Origin of the sequence: Streptomyces bottropensis ATCC 25435, from assembly GCF_000383595.1 — a bacterium.
Classification (GTDB): domain Bacteria; phylum Actinomycetota; class Actinomycetes; order Streptomycetales; family Streptomycetaceae; genus Streptomyces; species Streptomyces bottropensis.
Genome location: NZ_KB911581.1, coordinates 2,176,833 through 2,199,367, shown reverse-complemented (window position 1 = coordinate 2,199,367; position 22,535 = coordinate 2,176,833). Strand labels below are relative to the sequence as shown.

17 protein-coding genes are annotated in these 22,535 nt (G+C 71.3%); 4 read left to right on the top strand and 13 right to left on the bottom strand.

What is annotated here, in order from left to right; translation table 11 throughout:
* Positions 1–3 precede the first annotated feature (3 nt).
* The 4 genes from STRBO_RS0109740 to STRBO_RS0109725 all read right to left on the bottom strand — a co-directional run bounded on the left by STRBO_RS0109740 (position 4) and on the right by STRBO_RS0109725 (position 7,398).
* Positions 4–2,004 (bottom strand): ATP-dependent DNA helicase, encoded by a 2,001-nt coding sequence (locus tag STRBO_RS0109740; RefSeq protein ID WP_005481518.1) that lies wholly within the window; start codon positions 2,002–2,004, stop codon positions 4–6.
* 207 nt (positions 2,005–2,211) lie between these two features.
* Complete coding sequence (locus STRBO_RS0109735; RefSeq protein ID WP_005481516.1) at positions 2,212–2,964, bottom strand: GNAT family N-acetyltransferase; 753 nt, start codon at positions 2,962–2,964, stop codon at positions 2,212–2,214.
* Between the two features lie 102 nt (positions 2,965–3,066).
* The gene (locus STRBO_RS0109730) at positions 3,067–5,652 is read right to left on the bottom strand and encodes an IucA/IucC family protein (RefSeq protein ID WP_005481515.1); all 2,586 of its coding nucleotides are present in this window, start codon (positions 5,650–5,652) and stop codon (positions 3,067–3,069) included.
* Positions 5,653–5,904: 252 nt separating this feature from the next.
* Positions 5,905–7,398 (bottom strand): diaminobutyrate--2-oxoglutarate transaminase family protein, encoded by a 1,494-nt coding sequence (locus tag STRBO_RS0109725; protein WP_020114121.1) that lies wholly within the window; start codon positions 7,396–7,398, stop codon positions 5,905–5,907.
* 426 nt (positions 7,399–7,824) lie between these two features.
* On the opposite strand from STRBO_RS0109725, the gene STRBO_RS0109720 reads away from it, so the two are divergent.
* On the top strand, positions 7,825–9,054 hold the full coding sequence (locus STRBO_RS0109720) for a trypsin-like serine peptidase (protein WP_086016341.1): 1,230 nt from the start codon (positions 7,825–7,827) through the stop codon (positions 9,052–9,054).
* Positions 9,055–9,285: 231 nt separating this feature from the next.
* Here STRBO_RS0109720 and hflX read toward each other — a convergent pair whose 3' ends face one another.
* The 6 genes from hflX to miaA all read right to left on the bottom strand — a co-directional run bounded on the left by hflX (position 9,286) and on the right by miaA (position 17,635).
* Complete coding sequence (hflX, locus tag STRBO_RS0109715; protein WP_005481499.1) at positions 9,286–10,782, bottom strand: GTPase HflX; 1,497 nt, start codon at positions 10,780–10,782, stop codon at positions 9,286–9,288.
* Between the two features lie 193 nt (positions 10,783–10,975).
* The gene (locus STRBO_RS0109710) at positions 10,976–12,460 is read right to left on the bottom strand and encodes a M1 family metallopeptidase (RefSeq protein ID WP_005481498.1); all 1,485 of its coding nucleotides are present in this window, start codon (positions 12,458–12,460) and stop codon (positions 10,976–10,978) included.
* 125 nt (positions 12,461–12,585) lie between these two features.
* Positions 12,586–14,739, bottom strand: a complete 2,154-nt coding sequence (locus tag STRBO_RS0109705; RefSeq protein WP_202499242.1) for a RelA/SpoT family protein — start codon at positions 14,737–14,739, stop codon at positions 12,586–12,588.
* 298 nt (positions 14,740–15,037) lie between these two features.
* Entirely contained in the window at positions 15,038–15,907 is an 870-nt protein-coding gene (dapF, locus tag STRBO_RS0109700; protein WP_005481496.1) for a diaminopimelate epimerase, read from the bottom strand.
* Positions 15,908–16,063: 156 nt separating this feature from the next.
* Positions 16,064–16,588, bottom strand: coding sequence for a hypothetical protein (locus tag STRBO_RS0109695; protein ID WP_020114120.1), 525 nt, complete (start codon positions 16,586–16,588; stop codon positions 16,064–16,066).
* Between the two features lie 108 nt (positions 16,589–16,696).
* Positions 16,697–17,635 carry a tRNA (adenosine(37)-N6)-dimethylallyltransferase MiaA gene (gene miaA, locus STRBO_RS0109690; protein WP_005481494.1) on the bottom strand — a complete coding sequence of 313 codons (939 nt, stop codon included), beginning with the start codon at positions 17,633–17,635 and terminating at the stop codon, positions 16,697–16,699.
* A 181-nt stretch (positions 17,636–17,816) separates the two neighbouring features.
* Here miaA and STRBO_RS0109685 point away from each other — a divergent pair, with 181 nt between their 5' ends.
* A complete protein-coding gene (locus STRBO_RS0109685) occupies positions 17,817–18,092 on the top strand; it encodes a hypothetical protein (RefSeq protein WP_005481492.1) in 276 nt (91 codons plus the stop codon).
* Positions 18,093–18,116: 24 nt separating this feature from the next.
* Positions 18,117–18,470, top strand: coding sequence for an antitoxin (locus STRBO_RS0109680; RefSeq protein ID WP_005481491.1), 354 nt, complete (start codon positions 18,117–18,119; stop codon positions 18,468–18,470).
* Between the two features lie 64 nt (positions 18,471–18,534).
* Here STRBO_RS0109680 and STRBO_RS0109675 read toward each other — a convergent pair whose 3' ends face one another.
* From STRBO_RS0109675 to STRBO_RS0109665, 3 genes are all read right to left on the bottom strand, one after another.
* The gene (locus STRBO_RS0109675) at positions 18,535–19,239 is read right to left on the bottom strand and encodes a class III extradiol dioxygenase subunit B-like domain-containing protein (RefSeq protein WP_028796562.1); all 705 of its coding nucleotides are present in this window, start codon (positions 19,237–19,239) and stop codon (positions 18,535–18,537) included.
* A gap of 143 nt (positions 19,240–19,382) precedes the next feature.
* Entirely contained in the window at positions 19,383–20,906 is a 1,524-nt protein-coding gene (gene miaB / locus STRBO_RS0109670) for a tRNA (N6-isopentenyl adenosine(37)-C2)-methylthiotransferase MiaB (protein ID WP_078531488.1), read from the bottom strand.
* A 38-nt stretch (positions 20,907–20,944) separates the two neighbouring features.
* The gene (locus STRBO_RS0109665) at positions 20,945–21,349 is read right to left on the bottom strand and encodes a pyrophosphohydrolase domain-containing protein (RefSeq protein WP_005481485.1); all 405 of its coding nucleotides are present in this window, start codon (positions 21,347–21,349) and stop codon (positions 20,945–20,947) included.
* Positions 21,350–21,528: 179 nt separating this feature from the next.
* Here STRBO_RS0109665 and STRBO_RS0109660 point away from each other — a divergent pair, with 179 nt between their 5' ends.
* Positions 21,529–22,527: a TAXI family TRAP transporter solute-binding subunit gene (locus tag STRBO_RS0109660; protein ID WP_005481483.1), complete on the top strand. Its 999-nt coding sequence runs from the start codon at positions 21,529–21,531 to the stop codon at positions 22,525–22,527.
* The last annotated feature ends 8 nt before the right edge of the window (positions 22,528–22,535 follow it).

Below are 22,535 nucleotides of genomic sequence, written 5' to 3'. Positions count from 1 at the left end.
CCGTCATGCTTCCGCCGTCTCGGCCTCCACCCCTGCTTCCCTGTCCTTCGCCGCGCTGTCGATCGCGGCGAGCGACCTACGGACCTGGTTACGGTCCGTCGTGTACCAGAAGTCGGGCAGTGACGCCTTCAGGTAGCTGCCGTACCGCGCGGTCGCCAGCCGCTGATCCAGGACGGCGACCACGCCGCGGTCTCCCTGCGCCCGTACGAGGCGGCCGGCGCCCTGGGCCATCAGCAGGGCCGCGTGGGTGGCGGCGACGGCCATGAAGCCGTTGCCGCCCGCTTCCTCGACGGCCTTCTGCCGGGCACTCATCAGGGGGTCGTCGGGGCGCGGGAACGGAATCTTGTCCATGACGACCAGCTGACAGCTGGGACCCGGCACGTCGACGCCCTGCCAGAGCGACAGCGTGCCGAAGAGACAGGTCTTCGGGTCGGCCGCGAAGCCCTTGATCAGCTCGCCGAGCGTCTCCTCGCCCTGGAGCAGGATCGGGTACTCGGGGATCCGGGCCCGCAGCTCCTCCGCCGCCAGTTGGGCGGCCCGCATCGAGGAGAACAGACCGAGGGTCCGGCCGCCCGCCGCTTGGATCAGCTCCGTGAGCTCGTCCAGCATGTCCGCCCGGTCGCCGTCCCGCGCGGGCCGCGAAAGATGCTTGGCGACGTAGAGGATGCCCTGCCTCGGGTAGTCGAACGGCGATCCGACGTCCACTCCCTTCCACTGCGGAAGGTCGTCCCCCTCGGTGCCCTCCGGCGCGAGACCCAGTGAGGCGCCCACGCCGTTGAAGTCGCCGCCCAGCTTGAGCGTGGCCGAGGTCAGGGTGACCGAACGGTCCGCGAAGAGCTTCTCCCGCAGGAGACCCGACACGGACATCGGGGCGACGCGCAGGGACGCTCCGAACCGGTCATGACGTTCGTACCAGACGACGTCCCACTCGGAGCCGTTGCTGATCCGCTCCGCCACGTCGTGCACGCTCTCCACGGCCGCCAGCGCCTGCTTGCGCACGGCGTCCTCGTCCTGGACGGACTTGTCGCGCGTGCTGCCGATCGCCGAGATCACCGTACGGGCGGCGTCACGCAACGCCATGAGGACGTAGGCGAGATCCTCGGGGACCTCCTCCAGACGGCCCGGCAGGGCCAGCTCCATGACCCTCTCGAATCCCTCGGCGGCGGTCTGGAGCTGGTCGGCGGCCTTCTCGTTGACGAGCTTCGCCGCCCGCTTCACAGCGCGGTTGACCTGGCCCGGGCTGAGTTCGCCGGTCGCCACGCCGGTCACTCGTGACACGAGTTCGTGTGCCTCGTCCACGATCAGCACCTCGTGCTGCGGGAGGACCGGCGCGCCCTCGATGGCGTCGATCGCGAGCAGCGCGTGATTGGTGACGACCACTTCGGCGAGCTTGGCCCGCTCCCGGGCCATCTCGGCGAAGCACTCGGCGCCGTACGCGCACTTCGACGCGCCCAGACACTCCCGGGACGACACGGAGATCTGCGCCCACGCCCGGTCGGAGACGCCCGGGGTGAGGTCGTCACGATCGCCGGTCTCGGTCTCCTGCGACCAGTCCCGCAACCGCAGCAGGTCCTGGCCCAGCCTGGTGGAGGGTGCGGCCGCCTCGAACTGGTCGAAGAGGCCCTCCTCCTCGTCCTGGGGCACGCCTTCGTTCAGACGGTGCAGGCACAGGTAGTTCGACCGGCCCTTGAGCATCGCGAACTCGGGGCGGCGGCGCAGCAGCGGATGCAGCGCGTCGACCGTTCTCGGCAGGTCCCGCTCCACGAGCTGGCGCTGCAGCGCCAGGGTCGCCGTCGCCACGACGACGCGCTCTCCCTGCGCGAGTGCGGGCACCAGGTAACCGAGCGACTTTCCGGTACCGGTGCCCGCCTGGACCAGCAGATGGGAACCGTCGTTGATCGCCTCCGCGACGGCTTCGGCCATGGTCACCTGGCCGGGGCGCTCCATACCGCCGACAGCGGCGACAGCGGCGTGCAGGAGTTCGTGGAGTGAGGGCTTCGTCATAGCGCGACCACCCTACGGCTCACCACTGACAAACGGGTTATCCAGGCGGAAGCACGAGGCGTGAGGTGCGGGATCAAGACCGTTGTCTCTTCGTCGGGCCGGGTGGATTCCCCGGGAGTCCGGAGATCTCGTCGGCGGTGATCGGGAACCGGACCGTCGCGGGCGGTGTACCAAAAGTGACGGCGCCACAGGAGATCCACATCGGATCTACATCAGATCGCGAAGGAGCCGGTCTCTGATCATGAGAGCGGCCCGCTTGTCGGGCAGGTCGACCTCTGCGGAGAACCGGAAGCCTGCGCTCAGGAACGCGGAGACGGAGGGAAAGTTGCGAAGGTCGGGTTCCGCCACGACGCGGGCACAGGAAGGTCTTCTGTCGAGGACGAGATCGGCCACGGCGCGGAGCAGGGTGGCTCCCAGACCCCGCCCCCGGTCGGCCACGGGTCCGATGAGGAGGTGGACCCCGGTGTCGTGGGGACGGGCGGGGTAATGGCGGGCGATGGGGTCGAGGTCTGCCCGGTAGATCTCCCAGTAGCTCATGGGGGTGCCGTCCAGCATTCCGAGGCAGGGCACGCTGCGGCCGTCTCCGGAGAGCTGGGTGCGGAGGTGGTCCGCGGTCACGTCGTCGGGGCCGGCGAGCTGCCAGTACGAGGCCACGGTCGTGTCGTTCATCCAGCGGGAGATCAGCGGGAGCTCCCGTTCGAGGCGAACAGGGACCAGGTGCAGGGTGCCTGCGGAGGTGACGACCGGCCCCCAGTCGGCGAGGTGGTCGAGCAGTTCGCCGTCGGCCCGGGGGCCTTGGTGCGCCGGTTCGGTCTCACCGCCGCACGCGCCGCCGTCCTCGGACAGCAGGGCGAGGAAGTCGTCGGGCAGGCGCAGTTCGAGCGTGTCCTCATGGCACGTCGGGGTCGAGGCTGGGCCGGTGTCGGTGCTCGCGTCGGTGCTCGCGTCGGTGGGAGCCACGGCGACGTTCCTCTCAGGAGATCGGGTGGGTCATGTTCCTCGGGGCTGGAGGGAGTCGGGATGACCAAGCCGAGCGGGGCCGCACAGCAGCGAACGCCCCGGTCAGCGATGGAGGGGGTTGGTGATGGTGACGTAGACGGACTGGCTGTCGACGGGGCCGACGAGTTCGTCGAGGCCATGCAGGCGGGTCAGGAGGTTGGCTTTGCAACGCAGAACAGGTGAGTCGAGCAGCTGGGCCGGCAGGGTGGTGTTCATTCGGGCGGGGCCGGTGGCCGCATGCGAGAGGAAGCGGCGGAAGGCGGCCAGCAGCAGTCGCTCGTCCCCGAGGCGCTGCGAGCCGAACGCACCGATCAGGCCGAGCACGTTGTTGATGCCGAGGTAGTAGGCGAACCGTTCGTCGGCGACCTCGTCGGAGACGAAGGTGTCGCTGCGCTCGCCGATGCCGGGCAGTCGGGCTGCGAGATCCGCGCGGCGGGACTCGCGGAAGTAGTAACCCTGGTTGTCGCGGTACCGGCCACCGACGGGCCAGCCGTCCGGGTCCAGCAGGACGAGCGTGTTCTGCTGGTGGGCTTCGAGGGCGATCCCTGCCTCGCCGTCCAGCCACAGCACGGGGCGCACGACCTGTTCCAGATAGCGCAGGAACCACTCGACGGCGACGGCTCCTCGGGGCCGACCGGTGCGCCCGGCGAGGCGGGTCACGACATCGGCGAGTCGGGACCCGACCATGAGGTGCGTTTCCGAAGCGGCGTCGGGGCCCTGCCGGAGGGTGCTGACGGGGTACTGCGGCTGATGCCCCTCGGCGCCCTCGCCTTGCGTACTGCGACGGTCCGCGCGGTGGGCGGCTCGCGACTCGGCATGGGCATACGGCCTCGGTGAGACGAGCCCCGCGACACAGGCCACGTCGTCCACCGGGCCGAACGGGTTGTGTCGGACCAACACGTCCAGGCCGGGCAGAGGGCCGCCGTCCGGTGCGGTGACGCCCAGCCACGCCGGGTCACGGACGATGTCGAACCGGGGGTGGGCCGCCTGCCACTGCGCGGTCAGGCCGGTGCGGAGCAGGCGGTGGACCTCGACACCGCGGTGGAGTTCCTTGCGGAGGTTCTCGCGACAGGAGTTGGTGATGCGCAGGCCCAGCGAGAGCTTCAGCATCGCGGGGGCGTGATGGCGGTGAACGGTGCGAACGGAGGAAGTGGGGTGCCATGGGTCGCCGTGCGGCCCCAGGTCCCTGAGCAGGCCGGCGTCGAACAGAGCGGCGACGGCCGGACGGCGGCGGATCTCGCGAAGTTGCCAGGGGTGCACGGGCAGGGCGCCGTGGCCTTCCGGCAGCGGCAGCTCCGGGCCTGCCAGCCGGGCGGTCAGCTGTTCGACGCGGACAGCACGACCGCGCTCGGTCCATGCCGAGTCGGCCGACATGACGGAGGGAGCGATCGCCAGCCAGTGCAGGGGAAAGGAGCCACGCAACTCCGGTGAGTAGAGCCGCGCTTCGAGCTCCGAGAGGCCCTCCCGGCTTTTCGGCGTCGGATGCAGGGGGTGGCCGAGGACGAGAGCCTGCTCGGCAGCGAGGAATCGGCCCGGACCGTCGGCGGGCCCGACCCGGCGCTCGGCGATGAACATGGCGACGCGTCGGGTGGAGTCGGCGACCCGTCCGATGAGATCGAGTGGGTCGAGCTGATCGAGCCGGTCGCGCTGTCCGGATCGGCCGGGCTGGTCGAGGGGGCCGGGCCGGTCGACGGAGACGGACCCGTGGGAGGGCCGGTGTGGATGGTCGAGCCGGGTGAGCGGACCGGTGCTCGCCGGGCCGCTCGGGGGGCGTGGGGGTGTGGTGGGGGCGTGCGCTGCTGTGGGTCGGGGCTCGTACGTGTTGGTCCTGAGCGGGCCTCGGGCAGTCGCTTCACCGGCCAACAGGGCCGCCACTTTCGCCGCGTCGAGAGGGGGTGCGCTCTCGGGGGTGCCGGCGAGGCGTGGCGGACCGAAGCGGTGCCAGCCGCTGAGGGACCAGTAGTGCACGGGGGCGAGGAGCGTCGTGGCGCTTGTGGGGAGGGGGATGCGGAGGGTGCCGTCGTGGGGGGAGGTCAGGTTGTGCTCGCGTACCCAGCAGCGCAGGAGATTCTCGATCGCTGCGGCTTGGGCCGCGGTGTGCGGGTCGGGGTGGAGCAGAGGGTCGGTGAGGGGGCTGTCGGGCGGCTCGGTGGGGCGGGCTTCGTCGGTCTCGCCGGGCGCCGGCTGAAGCCACTCATCACGTGGTGGGACCGGTGTGCGAGTGGGCGCCGCTTGGTGAGGGACCGGAGTCACGGGGTACGGAAGGGGCTCGTCCCGCCAGGGTTCCGGCTCGGTGCGGCAGGGCGTCGGCCCGGCCTGGCCGGGCAGAGGCTCGGCGTGACCGGATCCCGGTTCAGGCTGCCCGAGCCGCTGCCCGACCGGCGGAGCGGCCCCCCGGTGAGCCTGGCCGTGCGCCGAAGCGGCCGTGCCGAAGCCCACGGTGGTCTGGCCGAAGCCCACGGTGGTCTGGCCGGAGCCCAGGGCGGCGAGGTCGGACTTCGGCTCAACCTGCCCGAACCCCGGTCCGGCCTGGTCGAACCTCGTTTCCACATGGGCGGGCGACTGTTCGTCGCCGGGCTGGCCAGGGGTGAGGGGAGTGCGGTTGTTCGTGTCGTGGGTGCGGGCCTCGGGGGCGGGCGGCGGCTTCAAGGCGGTTCCTGGGGTTGCTCGTGCGGAAGGGCAGTCGCGGGCGGGTGCGGTCGAGCGGGGCCGGGTGCTTGTGCGGAGGTGGAAAGTGGTGCGGGCGACGGGGGTGTGGAGGGAGGCGAGGCGATGGTGTTTCGGGGGCTCGTTCGGCGGAGTCGCGGGGTGGTGGCCGGGTGGGCCGGTGCCTGGGGTGCGTGGCTGGTTCGCGGGCGAAGTGGGGGCCGTATCGGACGGAGGGGCGCGTGGGCTCGGTGCTCAGCCGCCGGGCGGGTCTCCGGGGCCTCCGGCTCGCTCGGGCTTCGGGCTCACGGGGACGCGGCCCCCGGCGGCGGCCGCTACCGAGGCGATCGCGTCGGTCAGGCGGTCGAGTACGGCGTTCGCCTGTTCGTCGGTGATCGTGAGAGGCGGGAGGAGGCGGACGACGCCGGCATGGCGGCCGCCGAGTTCGACGATCAGGCCACGGCGAAGGCACTCGCGCTGGACCGCGGAGGCGAGGCTGGGGGCGGGCGGGGGCGGGCCCGGGTCGCCGGAGGGGGAGGGCGCTCCCGGGGTGACCATCTCGATGCCGAGCATCAGCCCACGTCCTCGTACGTCGCCTACGCAGGCGAAGTGCTCTGCGAAGCCACGGAGTTGGCTGAGCATGCCGGCGCCCAGGGATTCGGCACGTGCGGCGAGGCCGTTCTCCCGGACGTGGGCGAGGGTAGCGGTGCCGGCGGCCATGGCCAGCTGGTTGCCGCGGAAGGCGTCCGTGTGGGCGCCCGGTCGCCAGACGTCGAGGTCGTCGCGGTAGACCACGACGGCCAGCGGGAGGCTGCCACCGATGGCCTTGGACAGGACCATCACATCGGGGACGACGCCGCTGTGCTCGACGGCCCAGAACCGGCCGGTGCGGCCCACACCGGTGTGGATCTCGTCGGCGATCAGCGGGATCGAGCGCGCGGCGGTGATCTCACGCATACGACGAAGCCAATGGTCCGGCGCCGGGTTGACACCGCCCTCACCCTGCACCGGTTCGAGGATCATGCCCGCGGGCCGCGGTACGCCGGACGTGACGTCGTCGAGGACCGACTCGGTCCAGCGGCCGGCGAGTTCGGCACCGCGTTCACCACCGACACCGAAGGGACAGCGGTAGTCCTGGGGGTAGGGCAGACGTGTCACGGGTGCGTCGTGGACGCCTCCGGGCACTTCCAGTGCCTCGGCGGTCACGCCGTGGTGGGCACCGGCGAAGGCGAGCATCCCCGTGCGTCCGGTCGCCGCCCGGACCAGGGTGAAGGCCGCCTCGACCGCGTCCGTGCCGGCGGGTCCGCAGAACTGGACGCGTGCGCGGTCCGCGAGCCCCGGGGGAAGGGTGCGGAACAGCTCGGTGGTGAAGGCGTCCTTGACCGGAGTGGCCAGGTCGAGGACGTGCAGCGGGGCGCCCGAGTCGAGCACCTTCCGGATGGCTTCGAGGACGACCGGGTGGTTGTGGCCGAGGGCGAGGGTGCCCGCGCCGGACAGGCAGTCGAGGTAGCGGCGGCCGTCGGCGCCCTCGATGGTCAGCCCGCGTGCGCGCACGGGCACGATGGGCAGGGCGCGTGCGTAGGTGCGCGCCGCCGACTCACGGGCGGCCTGCCGCCGCAGGATCCCCTCGTGCGTCGAGCGCGCGCCGTCGTGTTCCCGTCGTGTGCGCGCCCGTTCGTCCTCGTGTCCCGAACGCGCCCGTTCGGGCTCACGTCCCACCGGCGCCACCGCAGACTCGGTCACCGCCACGACTGCACTTCCTCCCGCTGTCCGAAGGCGAGTTGGCAGGGGGCACCGAGCACCGGCGGGTCCCCCGCACCTACCAACGACGGGACTCGCGCGGGGAAGCGGGTGGGACGAAGATCCTTGCCGTGACGGAACCGTTGCCGTTCCATCGGATGTCCCCCACAACGACCGCATAGTGTGTGGTGCCGTTCCGCAGGACGCGGCTCGGCGTGATGCGTGGCAAGTCGCGCGTACGGCTACCGAGTGCGGCGATCACGTAGGACGACCGCGTGGGACGTCCTCGTAGGACGACTACGTACGAAGAAACCGAGGTACGGAGCCGCGCGATGCCGTGTCGCTCACGTACAAGGAGGCGGTGGCGCGCGGATGACCGTGCGCGACCCGCTTCGGCAGCACAGAGTTCTCACACGCCCAGGGGGAGTTCAGACCATGCGACCCATACGACCGCTCTTCACCGCTCGTCGCGGGAGGGGCACGCGCCGCAGAACCTCCCCCGTCGTGGCCGCGGTCGGCCTTGCCACGGTTCTGTCGTTGACCGCCACCGCGTGCGGTTCGGGTGACACCACGGCCAACGCCGACGCGTCGGCGTCCGCGCAGGACAGCGGCAGCGCGGGCGACGGCAAGATCCGGATTCCGGACGACATCAAGGACAAGCTCAAGGAACACGGGATCGATCTCGACAAGTGGCGGGGCGGTGCCTGGAAGAACTGGAACAAGGACGACTGGCTGCGCGAGGCCGAGGACTACGTCAACCCGATCATCGAGGACCTGTGGGACCCGGATCGGATGCGGGACGCCGAGGAGCCGGACAAGGAGGTCGACGAGAGCGACCTCACCGGTGACCAGGGCGTGACCGACCCGACGCCGCGGCCCGTCGATGCCACGGCGGTGTCGGCGAAGTACCACGCGAACGTCCCCGAGGCGGGCAAGGTGTTCTTCGACGCGCCCGAAGGCACCATGGTCTGCTCGGCGACCGTGGTCCAGGATCCGGCCAACCCGGGCAAGTCCAACATGGTGTGGACGGCCGGCCACTGCGTGCACGCCGGCAAGGCGGGCGGCTGGTACCGCAACATCGCCTTCGTGCCCTCGTACAACGACAGTGGCAGGTCGGCGTCGGAGCGGCAGACCGCCACCAAGGAGGAGGTCGCTCCGTACGGCGTCTGGTGGGGTGACTGGGCGCAGACCTCGGACCAGTGGATCGAGCAGGGCGGTCAGACGGGCGGTGACGGTGCGCCGTACGACTTCGCGGTGATCCATGTGACGCCGGAGGAGGGAAGCGGGGGCAAGTCGCTGGAGGAGACGGTCGGTTCGGCCCTGCCGGTGGACTTCGACGCGCCTGCCGTGCCGCAGGTGAAGAGCATCACGGCGACGGGGTACCCGGCCGGGGCTCCGTACGACGGCGAGACGATGTACCAGTGCCAGGACAGGCCCGGCCGGTTCTCGCTCGTCGAGGCCGACCCGACGATGTACCGCATCGGCTGCTCCATGACCGGCGGTTCGTCCGGCGGCGGCTGGGTGGCGACCGGTTCGGACGGGCAGCCCGCGCTGGTGTCCAACACCTCCATCGGTCCGGCGAGCGCCGGCTGGCTGGCGGGGCCGCGGCTGGGCAAGGAGGCCGAGGGTGTGTACCAGGCCGTGAGCGACAAGTTCGCGCATTGACTCCGGGCAGGCGCTGACGGCAGCGTCACGCTCGCATGCTGAAGGCCCGTCCCCCTCGGCGGAGGGGGACGGGCCTTCGGGTCGCGTTTGCGGGTGCGGGTCCGGTGGATCTTCTCGCGCGGTTCCCCGCGCCCCTGAAAGACCAGGCCTGCGGGGCCCAAAAGCGACGGCCCCGCACTCGAACACCACAGGCGAACGTTCGCCCGCAGGCGAACGATGGGCCTCAGGCCATCAAAGCGTCGCCGCCGGGACGTACGGCGCCAGGTCGGCCGCCAGCTCCTCGTGCACCCGGGCCTTGAGCAGGGTGCCCTCCGGGGTGTGCTCCTCGGAGATCACCTCGCCCTCGGTGTGGGTGCGGGCGACGAGCTTGCCGTGGGTGTACGGCACGAGCGCCTCGATCTCGACCGAGGGACGCGGCAGCTCGTGGTCGATCAGGGCGAGGAGCTCCGCGATGCCCTGGCCGGAACGGGCCGAGACCGCGATGGAGCGCTTCTCGACCCGCAGCAGCCGCTGCAGCGTCAGCGGGTCGGCCGCGTCCGCCTTGTTGATCACCACGATCTCGGGGACCTTGGTCGCGCCCACGTCACGGATGACCTCGCGCACGGCGGCCAGCTGCTCCTCCGGCGCGGGGTGCGAGCCGTCGACCACGTGCAGGATCAGGTCGGCGTCACCGACCTCCTCCATCGTGGAGCGGAACGCCTCGACGAGGTGGTGCGGCAGGTGGCGTACGAAGCCGACGGTGTCCGCCAGCGTGTACAGCCGCCCGCTCGGGGTCTCGGCCCGGCGCACGGTCGGGTCGAGGGTCGCGAACAGGGAGTTCTCCACCAGCACACCCGCGCCCGTGAGGCGGTTGAGCAGGGAGGACTTGCCTGCGTTGGTGTAGCCGGCGATGGCGACCGAGGGCACCTTGTTGCGGCGGCGCTCCTGACGCTTGATCTCGCGGCCGGTCTTCATCTCCGCGATCTCCCGGCGCATCTTCGCCATCTTCTCGCGGATCCGTCGCCGGTCCGTCTCGATCTTGGTCTCACCGGGACCACGGGTGGCGAGGCCACCGCCCTTGCCACCGCCCATCTGACGGGACAGTGACTGACCCCAGCCGCGGAGCCTCGGCAGCATGTACTGCATCTGCGCGAGCGCGACCTGCGCCTTGCCCTCACGGGACTTGGCGTGCTGGGCGAAGATGTCGAGGATCAGGGCCGTACGGTCGATGACCTTGACCTTGACGACGTCTTCGAGATGGATGAGCTGGCCGGGGCTCAGTTCACCGTCGCAGATGACGGTGTCCGCGCCCGAGTCGAGGACGACGTCCCGCAGCTCGTTGGCCTTGCCGGAGCCGATGTAGGTGGCCGCGTCCGGCTTGTCGCGGCGCTGGATCACGCCGTCGAGCACGAGCGCGCCCGCGGTCTCCGCGAGGGCGGCCAGCTCGGCCAGCGAGTTCTCCGCGTCCCGCACGGTTCCCGTGGTCCAGACACCGACGAGTACGACGCGCTCCAGACGGAGCTGTCGGTACTCGACCTCGGTGACGTCCTCGAGCTCGGTGGAGAGGCCCGCGACACGGCGCAGAGCCGCGCGGTCGGAGCGGTCGAACTGGTCGCCGTCCCGTTCTCCGTCGATCTCGAAGCTCCAGGCGACGTCCTCTTCCATCAGGGCATCGGCCCGAAGATTCTCGGGGTTGTTCTGCGCGAAGGCGCTCTGTGCGGCCTGGGAAGGGGAAGAAGAGGAGGTCATTGGGTCCTTACGTCGATAGGGATACCGAAGGGCGAGGATCACGAAAACGGATCGCGACCTGTCAAGGGTGACAACGCCCGGGGCTTCCGGGAGATTCCCCCGTCGCCGACCCGAAGATGGTCGCACGGTACGCCCCGTCTCGTCACCCAGGTTATTCCCGTCCGCAGCGGGGCCACACCCCGGCGGAACCCGGCTACCGCTTCGCCGGCGCCGCCGACGCCGGGGTCGACTTCCAGTCGGGGTGGCCCGGCATCGGCGGCGTCCGCACCTCGTACAGCCAGGCGTGGAAGAACGCGTCCAGGTCGCGTCCGGCGATCACGGAGGCGAGGTCCCGGAAGTCGGCGGTCGAGGCGACACCGTCCCGGTGGACGGTGACCCAGGCCCGCTGCAGCCGGTCGAAGGCGGGGGCGCCGATCTCCTGGCGCAGGGCGTAGAGGAAGAGCGCGGCCCCGTCGTAGACGTTGGCCCGGAAGATGCCGATCTTCTGGCCGTCCTTGGCCTCCTTGGGTGCGGCGGGCGGGCCCCCGGCGGTCCGCCAGCGGTCGGAGGCGCCGTACGCGGCCTTCATCCTCGCCTCCAGCGTCCGGCCCGCGACCTCCTCGGCGTACAGGGCCTCGTACCAGGTGGCGTGTCCCTCGTTGAGCCACAGGTCGGACCAGGTGCGGGGGCTGACGCTGTTGCCGAACCACTGGTGGGCCAGCTCGTGCACCATGATCGACTCGACGTACCACTTCGGGTACTCGGGCCGGACGAACAGCTCGCGCTCGAAGAGGGAGAGGGTCTGTGTCTCCAGCTCGAACCCGGTCTGCGCCTCGGCGATCAGCACGCCGTACGTCTCGAAGGGGTACGGGCCGACCCTGTCCTCCATCCACTCGATCTGGGCGGGGGTCTTGCCGAGCCACGGTTCGAGCTTCTCGCGGTCCTTCGCGGGGACGACGTCGCGCACGGGCAGGCCGTGCGGTCCGGTCCGGCGCAGGACCGCGGAGCGGCCGATGGAGACCTGGGCCAGTTCGGTGGCCATGGGGTGCTGGGTGCGGTAGGTCCAGGTGGTGGTTCCGGCGGCGCGGTCCGTGCCGGTGGCCAGACCGTTGGAGACGGCCGTGTAGCCGTCGGGCACGGTGACGCGGACGGTGAACATGGCCTTGTCGGAGGGGTGGTCGTTGCACGGGAACACCACATGTGCCGCGTCGGCCTGGTTGGCCATCGCGAGCCCGTCGGCGGTCCGCAGCCAGCCGCCCTCCTCGCTCCCCGTGTACACGGGGTCGCTGGTGTGCCGCACGGTGATGCGGGTGCGGCTGCCCTCGGGGAGCGGCTCCGTGGGTGTGATCACCAGATCCTCGCCCGCGCTGGTGAAGGCAGCGGGTTCCCCGTCGACCTCGACGGAGCCGACCTTGCCGTGCGAGAAGTCGAGGTTGACCCGCTCAAGACGGGAGGTCGTCCGGGCGTCGATCGTGGTGACGGCCGTGAGCGGCTCGCGGTTGCTGCCGCGGTAGCTGAAGGAGAGGTCGTACGACCGCACGTCGTATCCGGGGTTGCCGAGGTGCGGGAAGAGGCGGTCGCCGACGCCGAGGGGCACGGCGGGCGAGGGGGCGCTCGCGGCGATCAGGCAGACGGAGACGGCGGAGGCGAGCAGCGCGGCCTGGACGCGGCGGCTCCTGGAGCGTGGGATGAGCGGCATGGACCACCGCTACCAGCGCGCACGCACCGTGCGCGGCCGACGCGCAGCGGTCCCACCCGAACGAGCGGCAGGCCGTCGGCCGGGCCGCCTTCACTCTCGGGGGTCAGAACCCGCCCGCGCGGTGGTCACTGGCCGGCCGCCGCCTGGTGCTGGGCCCGGCCCACGTCGTACACGCCGGGTACGTTCCGCATGGCCCGCATCAGGTCGGGCAGGTGGGCGGCGTCGGGGAGTTGGAGCGTGTAGGTGTGGCGGACGCGCTGCTGGGTCGGCGGCTCGACGGTGGCGGAGACGATGGCGACGCCCTCCAGGGCGATGGCCTCGGTGAGGTCGGCGAGCAGGTGGGGCCGCTGGAAGGACTCGGCGACGAGGGTGACCCGGAACTCGGTGGTGTCGCCCCAGCGCACCTCGATCTCCGGGCGCCCGAGGTTCTTCATGCGCGTGACGGCGGGGCAGGCGACGCGGTGCACGGTCACCACTCCCCCACGGACGGCGAAGCCGGTGACCTCGTCGGGCGGTACGGGCGTACAGCAGCCGGCGAGACGTGCCGTCGCCCCGGGCCTGTCGACGACGATCACGGCACCGACGGTGTCGGAGGTGGCGGCGGGCTCGTCGATGGCGGGGCGCAGGGCCGGTGTCCCGTCCTTGCGCGCGTCGTCGCGCTCCTCGTGCCCCTCCTCGGTGGCGGGGGCGGGATGGGTGGCGAGCCAGCGCTGGATGGCGATGCGCGCGCCGGGCGTGTGGGCGTGCTCCAGCCACTCCCTGGAGGGCTCGGAGGCCGGGTCCTGGCCCATGAGGAGCTGGACGGTGTCGCCGTCCTTCAGGACCGTGCTCAGTCGCACCAGGCGGCCGTTGACGCGGGCGCCGATGCAGGCGTGCGCGTCCTCGCCGTACTGCGCGTACGCCGCGTCCACGCAACTGGCGCCCTCGGGGAGCCCCAACGTGCCCCCGTCGGGCCGGAAGACGGTGATCTCGCGGTCCTGGGCGAGGTCCTCGCGCAGGGTGGACCAGAACATGTCCGCGTCCGGTGCCGCCTCCTGCCAGTCGAGGAGCCGGGAGAGCCAGCCGGGGCGGGTGGGGTCGATGCGCTCGCCCTCGCCGTCGGTCTGCTCCTCCGCGGGGGCGGCGTAGGGATTGCCCAGCGCGATGACGCCGGCCTCGGCGACCTTGTGCATCTGGTGGGTGCGGATGAGGACTTCGGCGACCTGGCCGTCGGCGCGGGCGACGGCGGTGTGCAGCGACTGGTAGAGGTTGAACTTCGGTACGGCGATGAAGTCCTTGAACTCCGAGACCACGGGCGTCAGACAGGTGTGCAGTTCGCCGAGGACCGCGTAGCAGTCGGCGTCCTCGTTGACGAGGACCAGGAGCCGGCCGAAGTCGGAGCCGCGCAGTTGTCCGCGCTTTCGCGAGACCCGGTGCAGTGAGACGAAGTGCCGCGGCCTTATGAGTACTTCGGCCTGGATGCCGGCCTCGCGCAGGACCCCGCGCACCTCGTCGGAGATCTCCGCGAGCGGGTCGCTCTCGCGCGCCGCGTTCTCCGTGATGAGTTCGCGGGTGTGCGCGTACTCCTCGGGGTGGAGGATCGCGAAGACGAGGTCCTCCAGCTCGGTCTTGAGCGCCTGGACGCCGAGCCGTTCGGCGAGCGGGATCAGGACGTCCTTGGTGACCTTGGCGATGCGTTCCTGCTTCTCGGGGCGCATCACGCCGAGGGTGCGCATGTTGTGCAGCCGGTCGGCGAGTTTGATCGACATCACCCGGACGTCGTTGCCGGTGGCGACGAGCATCTTGCGGAAGGTCTCGGGCTCGGCGGCGGCTCCGTAGTCCACCTTCTCCAGCTTGGTGACGCCGTCGACGATGTACCGCACCTCCTCGCCGAACTCCTCGCGCACCTGATCGAGGGTCACATCCGTGTCCTCGACGGTGTCGTGGAGCAGAGAGGCCGTCAAGGTCGTGGTCTCCGCGCCCAGTTCGGCGAGGATCAGGGTCACCGCGAGGGGGTGGGTGATGTACGGCTCACCGCTCTTGCGCATCTGGCCGCGGTGCGACGACTCGGCGAGGACGTACGCCCGGCGCAGCGGTTCGAGGTCGGCGTCGGGGTGGTGGGCGCGGTGCGCGTCGGCGACGTGGCCGATCGCGTCGGGCAACCGGTCGCGTGTCGTCGGGCCCAGGAGTGCGGCGCGGCCCAGACGGCGCAGGTCGATACGAGGTCGGCCCTTCCTGCGGTGCGCTGGTGGCGGCGCAGGGGCGGGCGATACGGCGGGGTTCGTGGCCTCCGCGCTCATGGGCACCTCCGGCTGCGTGGACCGGCGGACGGGTGCCCCATGGCGTGCGGCGGCTCAGGGGATCGTGTCGTTCCCCCGTCCGTGCCGGTGCTTGATGCTACCGAGCCCATCACGCCCGTCCGACCGCCTCTCGCCGAGCGTGAAACGGATCACCCATTAGAGGGAAGACTCGACGGTTTGCGGTTTCGGGCCACCTCACCCGGAGTGCACCATGGATTCGCACCTCCGGACGCACGGTGGGCTTGGATGTTGACGACGTCCGCCCTCCGGACACTGCCAAGTCAAGCCTTACCACACCTCAACGCCCCACTGTTTCCAGCCACTTGGCATCGATCTCGCCCTCGGCGACGATCACCGCGGGCCCGGTCATCTCGATCTCGCCGTCGGGTCGTTCGGTGATCACCAGCGTGCCACCGGGCACCTCGACGGTGTAGGTCGCCGGGGCGCCGGTGACGGCGGGGTCCGCCCCGTCCCTGCGGGCGGCGGCCACGGCGACGGCACACGCACCGGTGCCGCAGGAGCGCGTCTCGCCGGACCCGCGCTCGTGGACGCGCATCGCCACGTGCCGGGGGCCCCGGTCGACGACGAACTCGACGTTGACGCCGTCGGGGTAGGCCGAGGCGGGGCTGAAGGGCGGCGGGGAGAGCAGGTCGCCCGCCTGCGCGAGGTCGTCCACGAAGGCGACCGCGTGCGGGTTGCCCATGTTCACGTTGCGCGCGGGCCAGCTGTGCTCGCCGACGCTCACCGTGACGTCGCCCTCCGGGAGGCGCGCGCCGCCCATGCCGACCGTGACGTCACCGTCCTTGTCGATGTGCACCTTCTTCACGCCCCCGCGCGTGGCGACGGTGAGGTCGCCCTCGGTGACATGACCGGCGTGCAGGAGGTAGCGGGCGAAGACGCGGACGCCGTTCCCGCACATCTCGGCGATGGACCCGTCGCCGTTGCGGTAGTCCATGAACCACTCGGCGTCGGCCGCCAGGTTCTTGGCCTCGGGGTGCGCGGCGGACCGTACGACGTGCAGGACGCCGTCGCCCCCGATGCCCGCGCGGCGGTCGCAGAGGGCCGCGACGGCGGCCGGGGAGAGGTCGATGGCGTTCTCGGGATCCGGGACGATCACGAAGTCGTTCTCGGTCCCGTGCCCCTTGAGGAAGGCGATCCGCGTGCTCATTCCTCGATCGTACGGGAGCCCTGTGGTGTCATGAGCGACGCAAGAGCACGAGGGGGCCGGGGCAGAGCCCGGGCGGCCGGTGCTCGCGCGACGGAGCGGTGTTCCACCCGGCGGCGCGTCCGTCGGCGGGCGGCGCACGGGACTTTCGCGCACCCGCTAGCGGAGCCGCGCCACCCGCCACACGGCCAAAACCACGACGGCGGCCACGATCAGGATGTAGAGCAGGGCCATCCGCCAGTCCGGGCGGCGGCCTGAGCCGCGTGCGGGCAGTCCGGGCCACGTGTAACCGACGCGGCGGGCGGCCATCATGCCCCAGCCGGCCGCGGTGGCGCAGATCAGCAGCCCGAGCATGGCGACGACGGCGCCGCCGTCACCGAACTCGAAGGCGAGCGGGAAGGCGAACATCAGGGAGCCGACCGCGGCGAGACCCACGATGGGCGCGAGCTGCCAGAGCCGGAGCCTGCGCTGGGGGCGCAGCTCGACCTCGACCTCCGGCCCGGTCATCTCGTCCGGTTCCGGTCCGTCGTCGCTCACACCACCGGGAGTCTGGTCGTCGGGACCGTCGGGGCTCAGCGGGTCGTCGTCGGGATCCAGTGCGTACCCCTCGGTAACCAGCTGATCCGCGTCCTCCGCGGCGTCGTGCTCCGCGCCTTGTGCGGTGTCGCGAGGGCCGGCCTCCATCGCCACGCGCCCTCCCAACTCGGACTCCACTTGGTCGATCGAAGCTCGATGATGGCACGCCCCCGGAGGCCGGGATGACCGCCGGGGCGACCCGATGCCATGACGTGATCAGGCTGTGACCGGTCGTTCGATCAACGCCAGTGCGAGCTGCGGGAGTTCCGTCAGGTCGGCGAGGCCCCCCTTGAGCCAATGCACCCGCGGGTCGCGTCTGAACCATGAATCCTGGCGGCGCGCGAAGCGCTTGGTGGCACGCACGGTCTCGGCTCGCGCCTCGTCCATGGTGCACTGCCCGGCCAGCGCCGCGAGGACCTGCTGGTAGCCGAGCGCACGCGACGCGGTGCGCCCCTCACGCAACCCCCGCGCCTCCAGAGCGCGCACTTCCTCGACCAGACCGGCGTCCCACATGCGGTCGACACGGCGGGCGATGCGCTCGTCGAGTTCGGGACGCGCCACGTCGACACCGATCTGGACGGTGTCGTAGACCGAGTCATGGCCCGGGAGATTCGCCGTGAACGGCTTTCCGGTGATCTCGATCACTTCGAGGGCGCGCACGATCCGGCGGCCGTTGCTCGGCAGGATCGCCTGGGCGGCCTCGGGGTCGGCGGCGGCCAACCGGGCGTGCAGCGCGCCGGACCCGCGCAGGGCCAGCTCCTCCTCCAGACGGGCCCGGACCTCGGGGTCGGTGCCGGGGAACTCCAGATGGTCGACGGCCCCCCTGACGTACAGCCCGGAGCCGCCCACGAGGATCGGCCAGCGGCCCTCGGCGAGCAGGGCGTCGATGCGGGCGCGGGCGAGGCGCTGGTACTCGGCGACGCTGGCGGCGGCCGTGACGTCCCAGATGTCCAGGAGGTGGTGCGGTACTCCGTCGCGCTCCTGCGGGGTCAGCTTGGCGGTGCCGATGTCCATCCCCCGGTAGAGCTGCATGGAATCGGCGTTGACGACCTCGCCGCCGAGGCGCTGGGCGAGGAAGACGCCCAGATCGGACTTTCCGGCCGCGGTCGGTCCGACGACGGCGATGACCCGCGAAGGGGGAACTGCGCTACTCACCGCCCCAGTCTCGCAAATGTCGGCCCCACTTCTCGAACGAGCTACGTGACGCGAGGCAGCCGGGGTCGTTGCGTGTTGCGAGTTCGAAGCGCCGGAGGCGAGCTCCGGCGGCCCGGATGACGCGATGGGACGCTCCGGGAGAGCGCGGGAATTGGCCCGCATGATTAGCATTGAGGTTGAGATGGGCGTTTTCTCACTGTTCCGGCGCAAGGCGAAGGGCGCGGACGAGGCCGTCGTGACGGCATCCGCGCCGAGCACCGAGACCGAGGCGGAGAAGTCGGACGAGGCGAAGGGATCCACCGAGGCCGTCCAGCCCGAACCGGAGGCCGCGACCGCGGACGAGTCCGTCGAGCAGGAGGCGGAGACCGTCGAGGCGGCGGACGACGTGGAGATCCCCAAGCAGCAGACCGCCGACCAGGCGGCCGACAACGAGGCCGGCGAGGGCGCCCGCAAATGACTGCCCCGCGCGGAAAGGTGAACCATGGGTCTGCTGGATAATTTGAAATCCAAACTGTCCCCGGCCAAGGACAAGGTCTCGCACCTCGCACAGAAGCACGAGGACAAGATCCATCACGGTCTCGACAAGGCCGCGCACACCGTCGACAAGAAGACCAAGGGCAAGTACAGCGGCCGGATCCAGTCGGGCACGGGCAAGGCGAAGCACGCCATGGAGCGACTCGCGCACCATGAGCACGGCGACCGGACGTCCTCGCCGACGGGCGGGGGGCACACCACCCCGTCCGCGAGCGGTGGCCCCACTCCCCCGCCCTCGGGCACCGGCCGCACGCCCCCGCCTCCGGGCGGCGGCGCCACACCACCGCCACCGGCTTCCTGAGCACCTTCCCATCGTCGGACGGCCGCGGAGCGCCTCGTGCTCCCGGCCGTCCGCCGTGTCCGGCCTACGACCAGGCGGCAACCAGGTAGCCCACCCCGTACGGCGCGTCGTCGTACAGCAGGCTGCCGCCCAGATCCGCGTTCTCTGCGGCGCCGGCCAGGATCTGCCAGGGGGCGCGGCCGGAGACCCTCAGCTCGCGCGCGAGACCGGCGTCCAGCGCCCGGAGGGCCGCGATGTCGGCGGCGCCGAGCGCACGGGCGATCTCCGCGTCGAAGCCGGCCGCACGGTCGTCCAGGTATCCCGGAGCCTTCAGCGTCCGGCACGCGCTGCCGTCGCCCATCACCAGCAGGGCCACTCGCCCGGCCGTCCCGGCGATGTCCCGGCCGGCCCGGACACACCGCTCGACCGGGAGCGGTTCCGCCACGCCGAGCCCTTCCACGGGAGCCTCGGCCCAGCCGGTGCGGTGGAGCAGCCAGGCGGCCACGGCGAGGGAGGCGGGCAACTCGGCGGGCGAGTCCGCCGCCCCGCGTCCCAGCCGGACGTCCAGATCCACGCCGAACCCCCGGAAGGAGCCGCGCGCCCCTTCCGGGTACGACGCGTCCCGCCCGCCGGGGCCCACGACGACCAGCCGGTCGGGCCGAGCGGCGGCGAGCACCCCGAGCGCGTCCGCACAGGCGTCCCGCGCGGGGTCCAGCTCGGGAGCGGCTCCCGCGGCGACGTCCGGCACGAGCAGCGGGGGGCAGGGGCACACGGCAGCGGCTACAAGCATGATCCGCAGGGTAACTTCCGCGACCGGCGTGGGGGCAGCCGTGCCGCCCCGACGGTACGGGGACAGCCGCGCCGCCCGGGGCGCGGGGTGCGGCGGAACCCGACGCCTACGGATCGGCTACGGAGCCTCGGACCTGAGGCCGCTCAGTGGCTGCCGCACCCACCCGTGGCCGCCACCGGCAGGGGCTCCGGAACCCCGATCTTCGGCAGCCCCAGCATCACACCCGCCGGCGTCTGCGCGGGCGCGGAGTTCCGCTTCTCCCAGGCGTCGCCCGCCCGCGTGCGGCGCACGTCGAGGACGGCGCCCTCGGCGAGCAGGTGGTGCGGGGCGGCGTACGTGATCTCCACGGTCACGACGTCACCGGGGCGGACCTGCTGGTCCGGCTTGGTGAAGTGGACCAGGCGGTTGTCGGCGGCGCGGCCGGAGAGGCGGTGGGTGGCGCCGTCCTTGCGGCCCTCGCCCTCGGCGACCATCAGTTCCAGGGTGCGGCCGACCTGCGTCTTGTTCTCGTCCCAGGAGATCTCCTCCTGGAGGGCGACGAGGCGCTCGTAGCGGGCCTGCACGACCTGCTTGGGGATCTGGTTCTCCATCGTGGCGGCGGGCGTGCCGGGACGCTTGGAGTACTGGAAGGTGAAGGCCTGGGTGAAGCGGGCCTCACGGACCACGTGCATCGTCTGCTCGAAGTCCTCCTCGGTCTCGCCGGGGAAGCCCACGATGATGTCGGTGGTGATGGCCGCGTGCGGGATGGAGGCGCGGACCTTCTCGATGATCCCGAGGTAGCGCTCCTGGCGGTACGAGCGGCGCATGGCCTTGAGGACCGTGTCCGAGCCGGACTGGAGCGGCATGTGCAGCTGCGGCATCACGTTCGGCGTCTCGGCCATCGCGGCGATCACGTCGTCGGTGAAGTCACGGGGGTGGGGCGAGGTGAACCGGACCCGTTCCAGGCCGTCGATCTTTCCGCAGGCACGCAGCAGTTTGCTGAACGCCTCGCGGTCGCCGATGTCGGAGCCGTACGCGTTCACGTTCTGGCCGAGCAGGGTGATCTCGGAGACGCCCTCGGCGACCAGGGCCTCGATCTCGGCGAGGATGTCGCCGGTACGGCGGTCCTTCTCCTTGCCGCGCAGGGCCGGGACGATGCAGAACGTGCAGGTGTTGTTGCAGCCGACGGAGATGGAGACCCAGGCGGCGTAGGCGCTCTCGCGGCGGGTCGGCAGCGTGGAGGGGAATGCCTCCAGGGATTCGGCGATCTCGACCTGTGCCTCGTCCTGGACGCGGGCGCGCTCCAGCAGGACGGGGAGCTTGCCGATGTTGTGCGTGCCGAAGACGACGTCCACCCAGGGCGCCTTCTTGACGATGGTGTCCCGGTCCTTCTGGGCCAGACACCCCCCGACCGCGATCTGCATGCCGGGGCGGGCCGTCTTCATCGGGGCGAGGCGGCCGAGGTTGCCGTAGAGGCGGTTGTCGGCGTTCTCCCGTACGGCACAGGTGTTGAAGACGACCACGTCGGCGTTGCCCTCGCCGGCGTCCTCGGGTGCGCGGACGTATCCGGCGTCCTCCAGAAGTCCGGACAGGCGTTCGGAGTCGTGGACGTTCATTTGACATCCATAAGTACGTACTTCGTATGTCTTGACGCCCACTGCCTGACTCCGGTCGCTGCTGTTGGTCACTCCGTAAGCCTAAGGCAGCGGCCGGGGGCGCTCGTCTGTCAGGCGGCTCCGCCGGTCCACCCCTGTCGGCGCAGCACCGCCGACACGTCGGGCGCCCGGTAGTGGTCCCCCTTGAGCACCTTGCCGTCGTCCCGGCGGGCGACGCGGCCGTCGGGGCCCAGCTTGGTCATGTTGGAACGGTGGATCTCGGCGATGACGGAGTCGAGGTCGATGCCGTGGACGAGGGCGGTGCCGTAGGCCACGTACACGACGTCCGCCAGTTCGTGGGCGAGCCGGTCGAGCGGGCCGTCGACCGCCACCTCGGCCACCTCCGCGGCCTCCTCGGCCAGCAGCTCGCCGCGGTGGGCGGCCAGCTCGGGCGACACCTCGGTGGGGGCGGTCCGGGCGTCGAGGCCGAAGGCCCGGTGGAACTCGCGGACCAGGTGAGCGGGAGAGGAACTCATCCGGCGACCCTATCGACCCGGCATGTCCCGAGGTCCGGAGGTCCGGAGGTCCGGGCGCCCCGAGGTCACGAGGTCCGGAGGTCCGGGCGCCCCGAGGTCACGAGGTCACGAGGTCACAGCCTCGCACCGGATGGGTCCCGTCCTGGCCGCCCGGCGGGTGACCTGGCAGGATCTCGCGCATGGTCCAGGTACTCCCACGCATCGGCACGCGGCAGGCGCTGCTGGGCTCGGTGGCTTCGCTGGTGGTCCTCGGGCTGCTCGCGTGGTGGCTGTGGCCGCGCGAGGAGCCGCCGAGCGGGACGATCACGCTCAGCACGGGTGCCGACAGCGGCGTCTACCAGCAGTACGGCCAGGAGATGAAGACCGCGATCGCCCAGGACATGCCCCGCCTGACGATCGACCTGAGATCCAGCGACGGCTCCCAGGAGAACGTCGAACGGGTCGCCACCGGTGAGTCCGACTTCGCCATCGCCGCGGCCGACGCCGTGCAGACGTACCTGGACGAGCGCAGGCCCGGCGGCGGGAAGCTGCGGGGCCTCGCACGGCTGTACGACGACTATGTGCAGGTGGTCGTCCCGGTCACCTCCCCGATCCAGTCCATCGCGGACCTGAAGGGCAAACGCGTGGCCGTCGGGCCGAAGGGCTCCGGCGTACGGCTGATAGCGGAACGCGTGCTGGCCGCGGAGGGGCTGGACATCGACAAGGACATCCGGTCACGGCCGGACACCATCCGCACCAGCCCCGACGCGCTCCGCCGCGGCGGTATCGACGCGTTCTTCTGGTCGGGGGGACTCCCAACGAAGGGTCTGTCCGACCTGGCGGCCACGGGGTACGAGTACCGGTTCGTCCCGATCGGCAGCGAGCTGGTGGCGAAGCTGCACGGCGAGGACGACTCCTTCCTCCACTACCGGACCGCCGTGATGCCCGCCGACGCCTACCCGTCCATCCTGCGGAACTCCACCGTGCCCACCATCACGGTCGCGAACCTGCTCATCACCCGCGAGGACATGGATCCCCGGCTGACCGAGTGGCTGACCCGCATGGTCATCAAGAACCGGGACCGGATCGGCAAGGACGTGCACGCGGCACAGCTGGTGGACCTGCGCACCGCCATCTACACGGACCCGCTGTACCTGCAGAAGGGCGCCAAGGAGTACTACCGGTCGGTCAAGCCGTAGGGCCGGGA

What these genes read in the sequence shown, in the direction of transcription:
- dapF (WP_005481496.1), bottom strand. Translation starts at nt 15,907, where the DNA reads ATGAGCACGCGGATCGCCTTCCTCAAGGGGCACGGGACCGAGAACGAC.
- STRBO_RS0109665 (WP_005481485.1), bottom strand. Translation starts at nt 21,349, where the DNA reads ATGAGTTCCTCTCCCGCTCACCTGGTCCGCGAGTTCCACCGGGCCTTC.
- STRBO_RS0109695 (WP_020114120.1), bottom strand. Translation starts at nt 16,588, where the DNA reads ATGGAGGCCGGCCCTCGCGACACCGCACAAGGCGCGGAGCACGACGCC.
- STRBO_RS0109675 (WP_028796562.1), bottom strand. Translation starts at nt 19,239, where the DNA reads ATGCTTGTAGCCGCTGCCGTGTGCCCCTGCCCCCCGCTGCTCGTGCCG.
- STRBO_RS0109660 (WP_005481483.1), top strand. Translation starts at nt 21,529, where the DNA reads ATGGTCCAGGTACTCCCACGCATCGGCACGCGGCAGGCGCTGCTGGGC.
- STRBO_RS0109740 (WP_005481518.1), bottom strand. Translation starts at nt 2,004, where the DNA reads ATGACGAAGCCCTCACTCCACGAACTCCTGCACGCCGCTGTCGCCGCT.
- STRBO_RS0109680 (WP_005481491.1), top strand. Translation starts at nt 18,117, where the DNA reads ATGGGTCTGCTGGATAATTTGAAATCCAAACTGTCCCCGGCCAAGGAC.
- STRBO_RS0109705 (WP_202499242.1), bottom strand. Translation starts at nt 14,739, where the DNA reads ATGAGCGCGGAGGCCACGAACCCCGCCGTATCGCCCGCCCCTGCGCCG.
- STRBO_RS0109710 (WP_005481498.1), bottom strand. Translation starts at nt 12,460, where the DNA reads ATGCCGCTCATCCCACGCTCCAGGAGCCGCCGCGTCCAGGCCGCGCTG.
- STRBO_RS0109685 (WP_005481492.1), top strand. Translation starts at nt 17,817, where the DNA reads ATGGGCGTTTTCTCACTGTTCCGGCGCAAGGCGAAGGGCGCGGACGAG.
- STRBO_RS0109720 (WP_086016341.1), top strand. Translation starts at nt 7,825, where the DNA reads ATGCGACCCATACGACCGCTCTTCACCGCTCGTCGCGGGAGGGGCACG.
- hflX (WP_005481499.1), bottom strand. Translation starts at nt 10,782, where the DNA reads ATGACCTCCTCTTCTTCCCCTTCCCAGGCCGCACAGAGCGCCTTCGCG.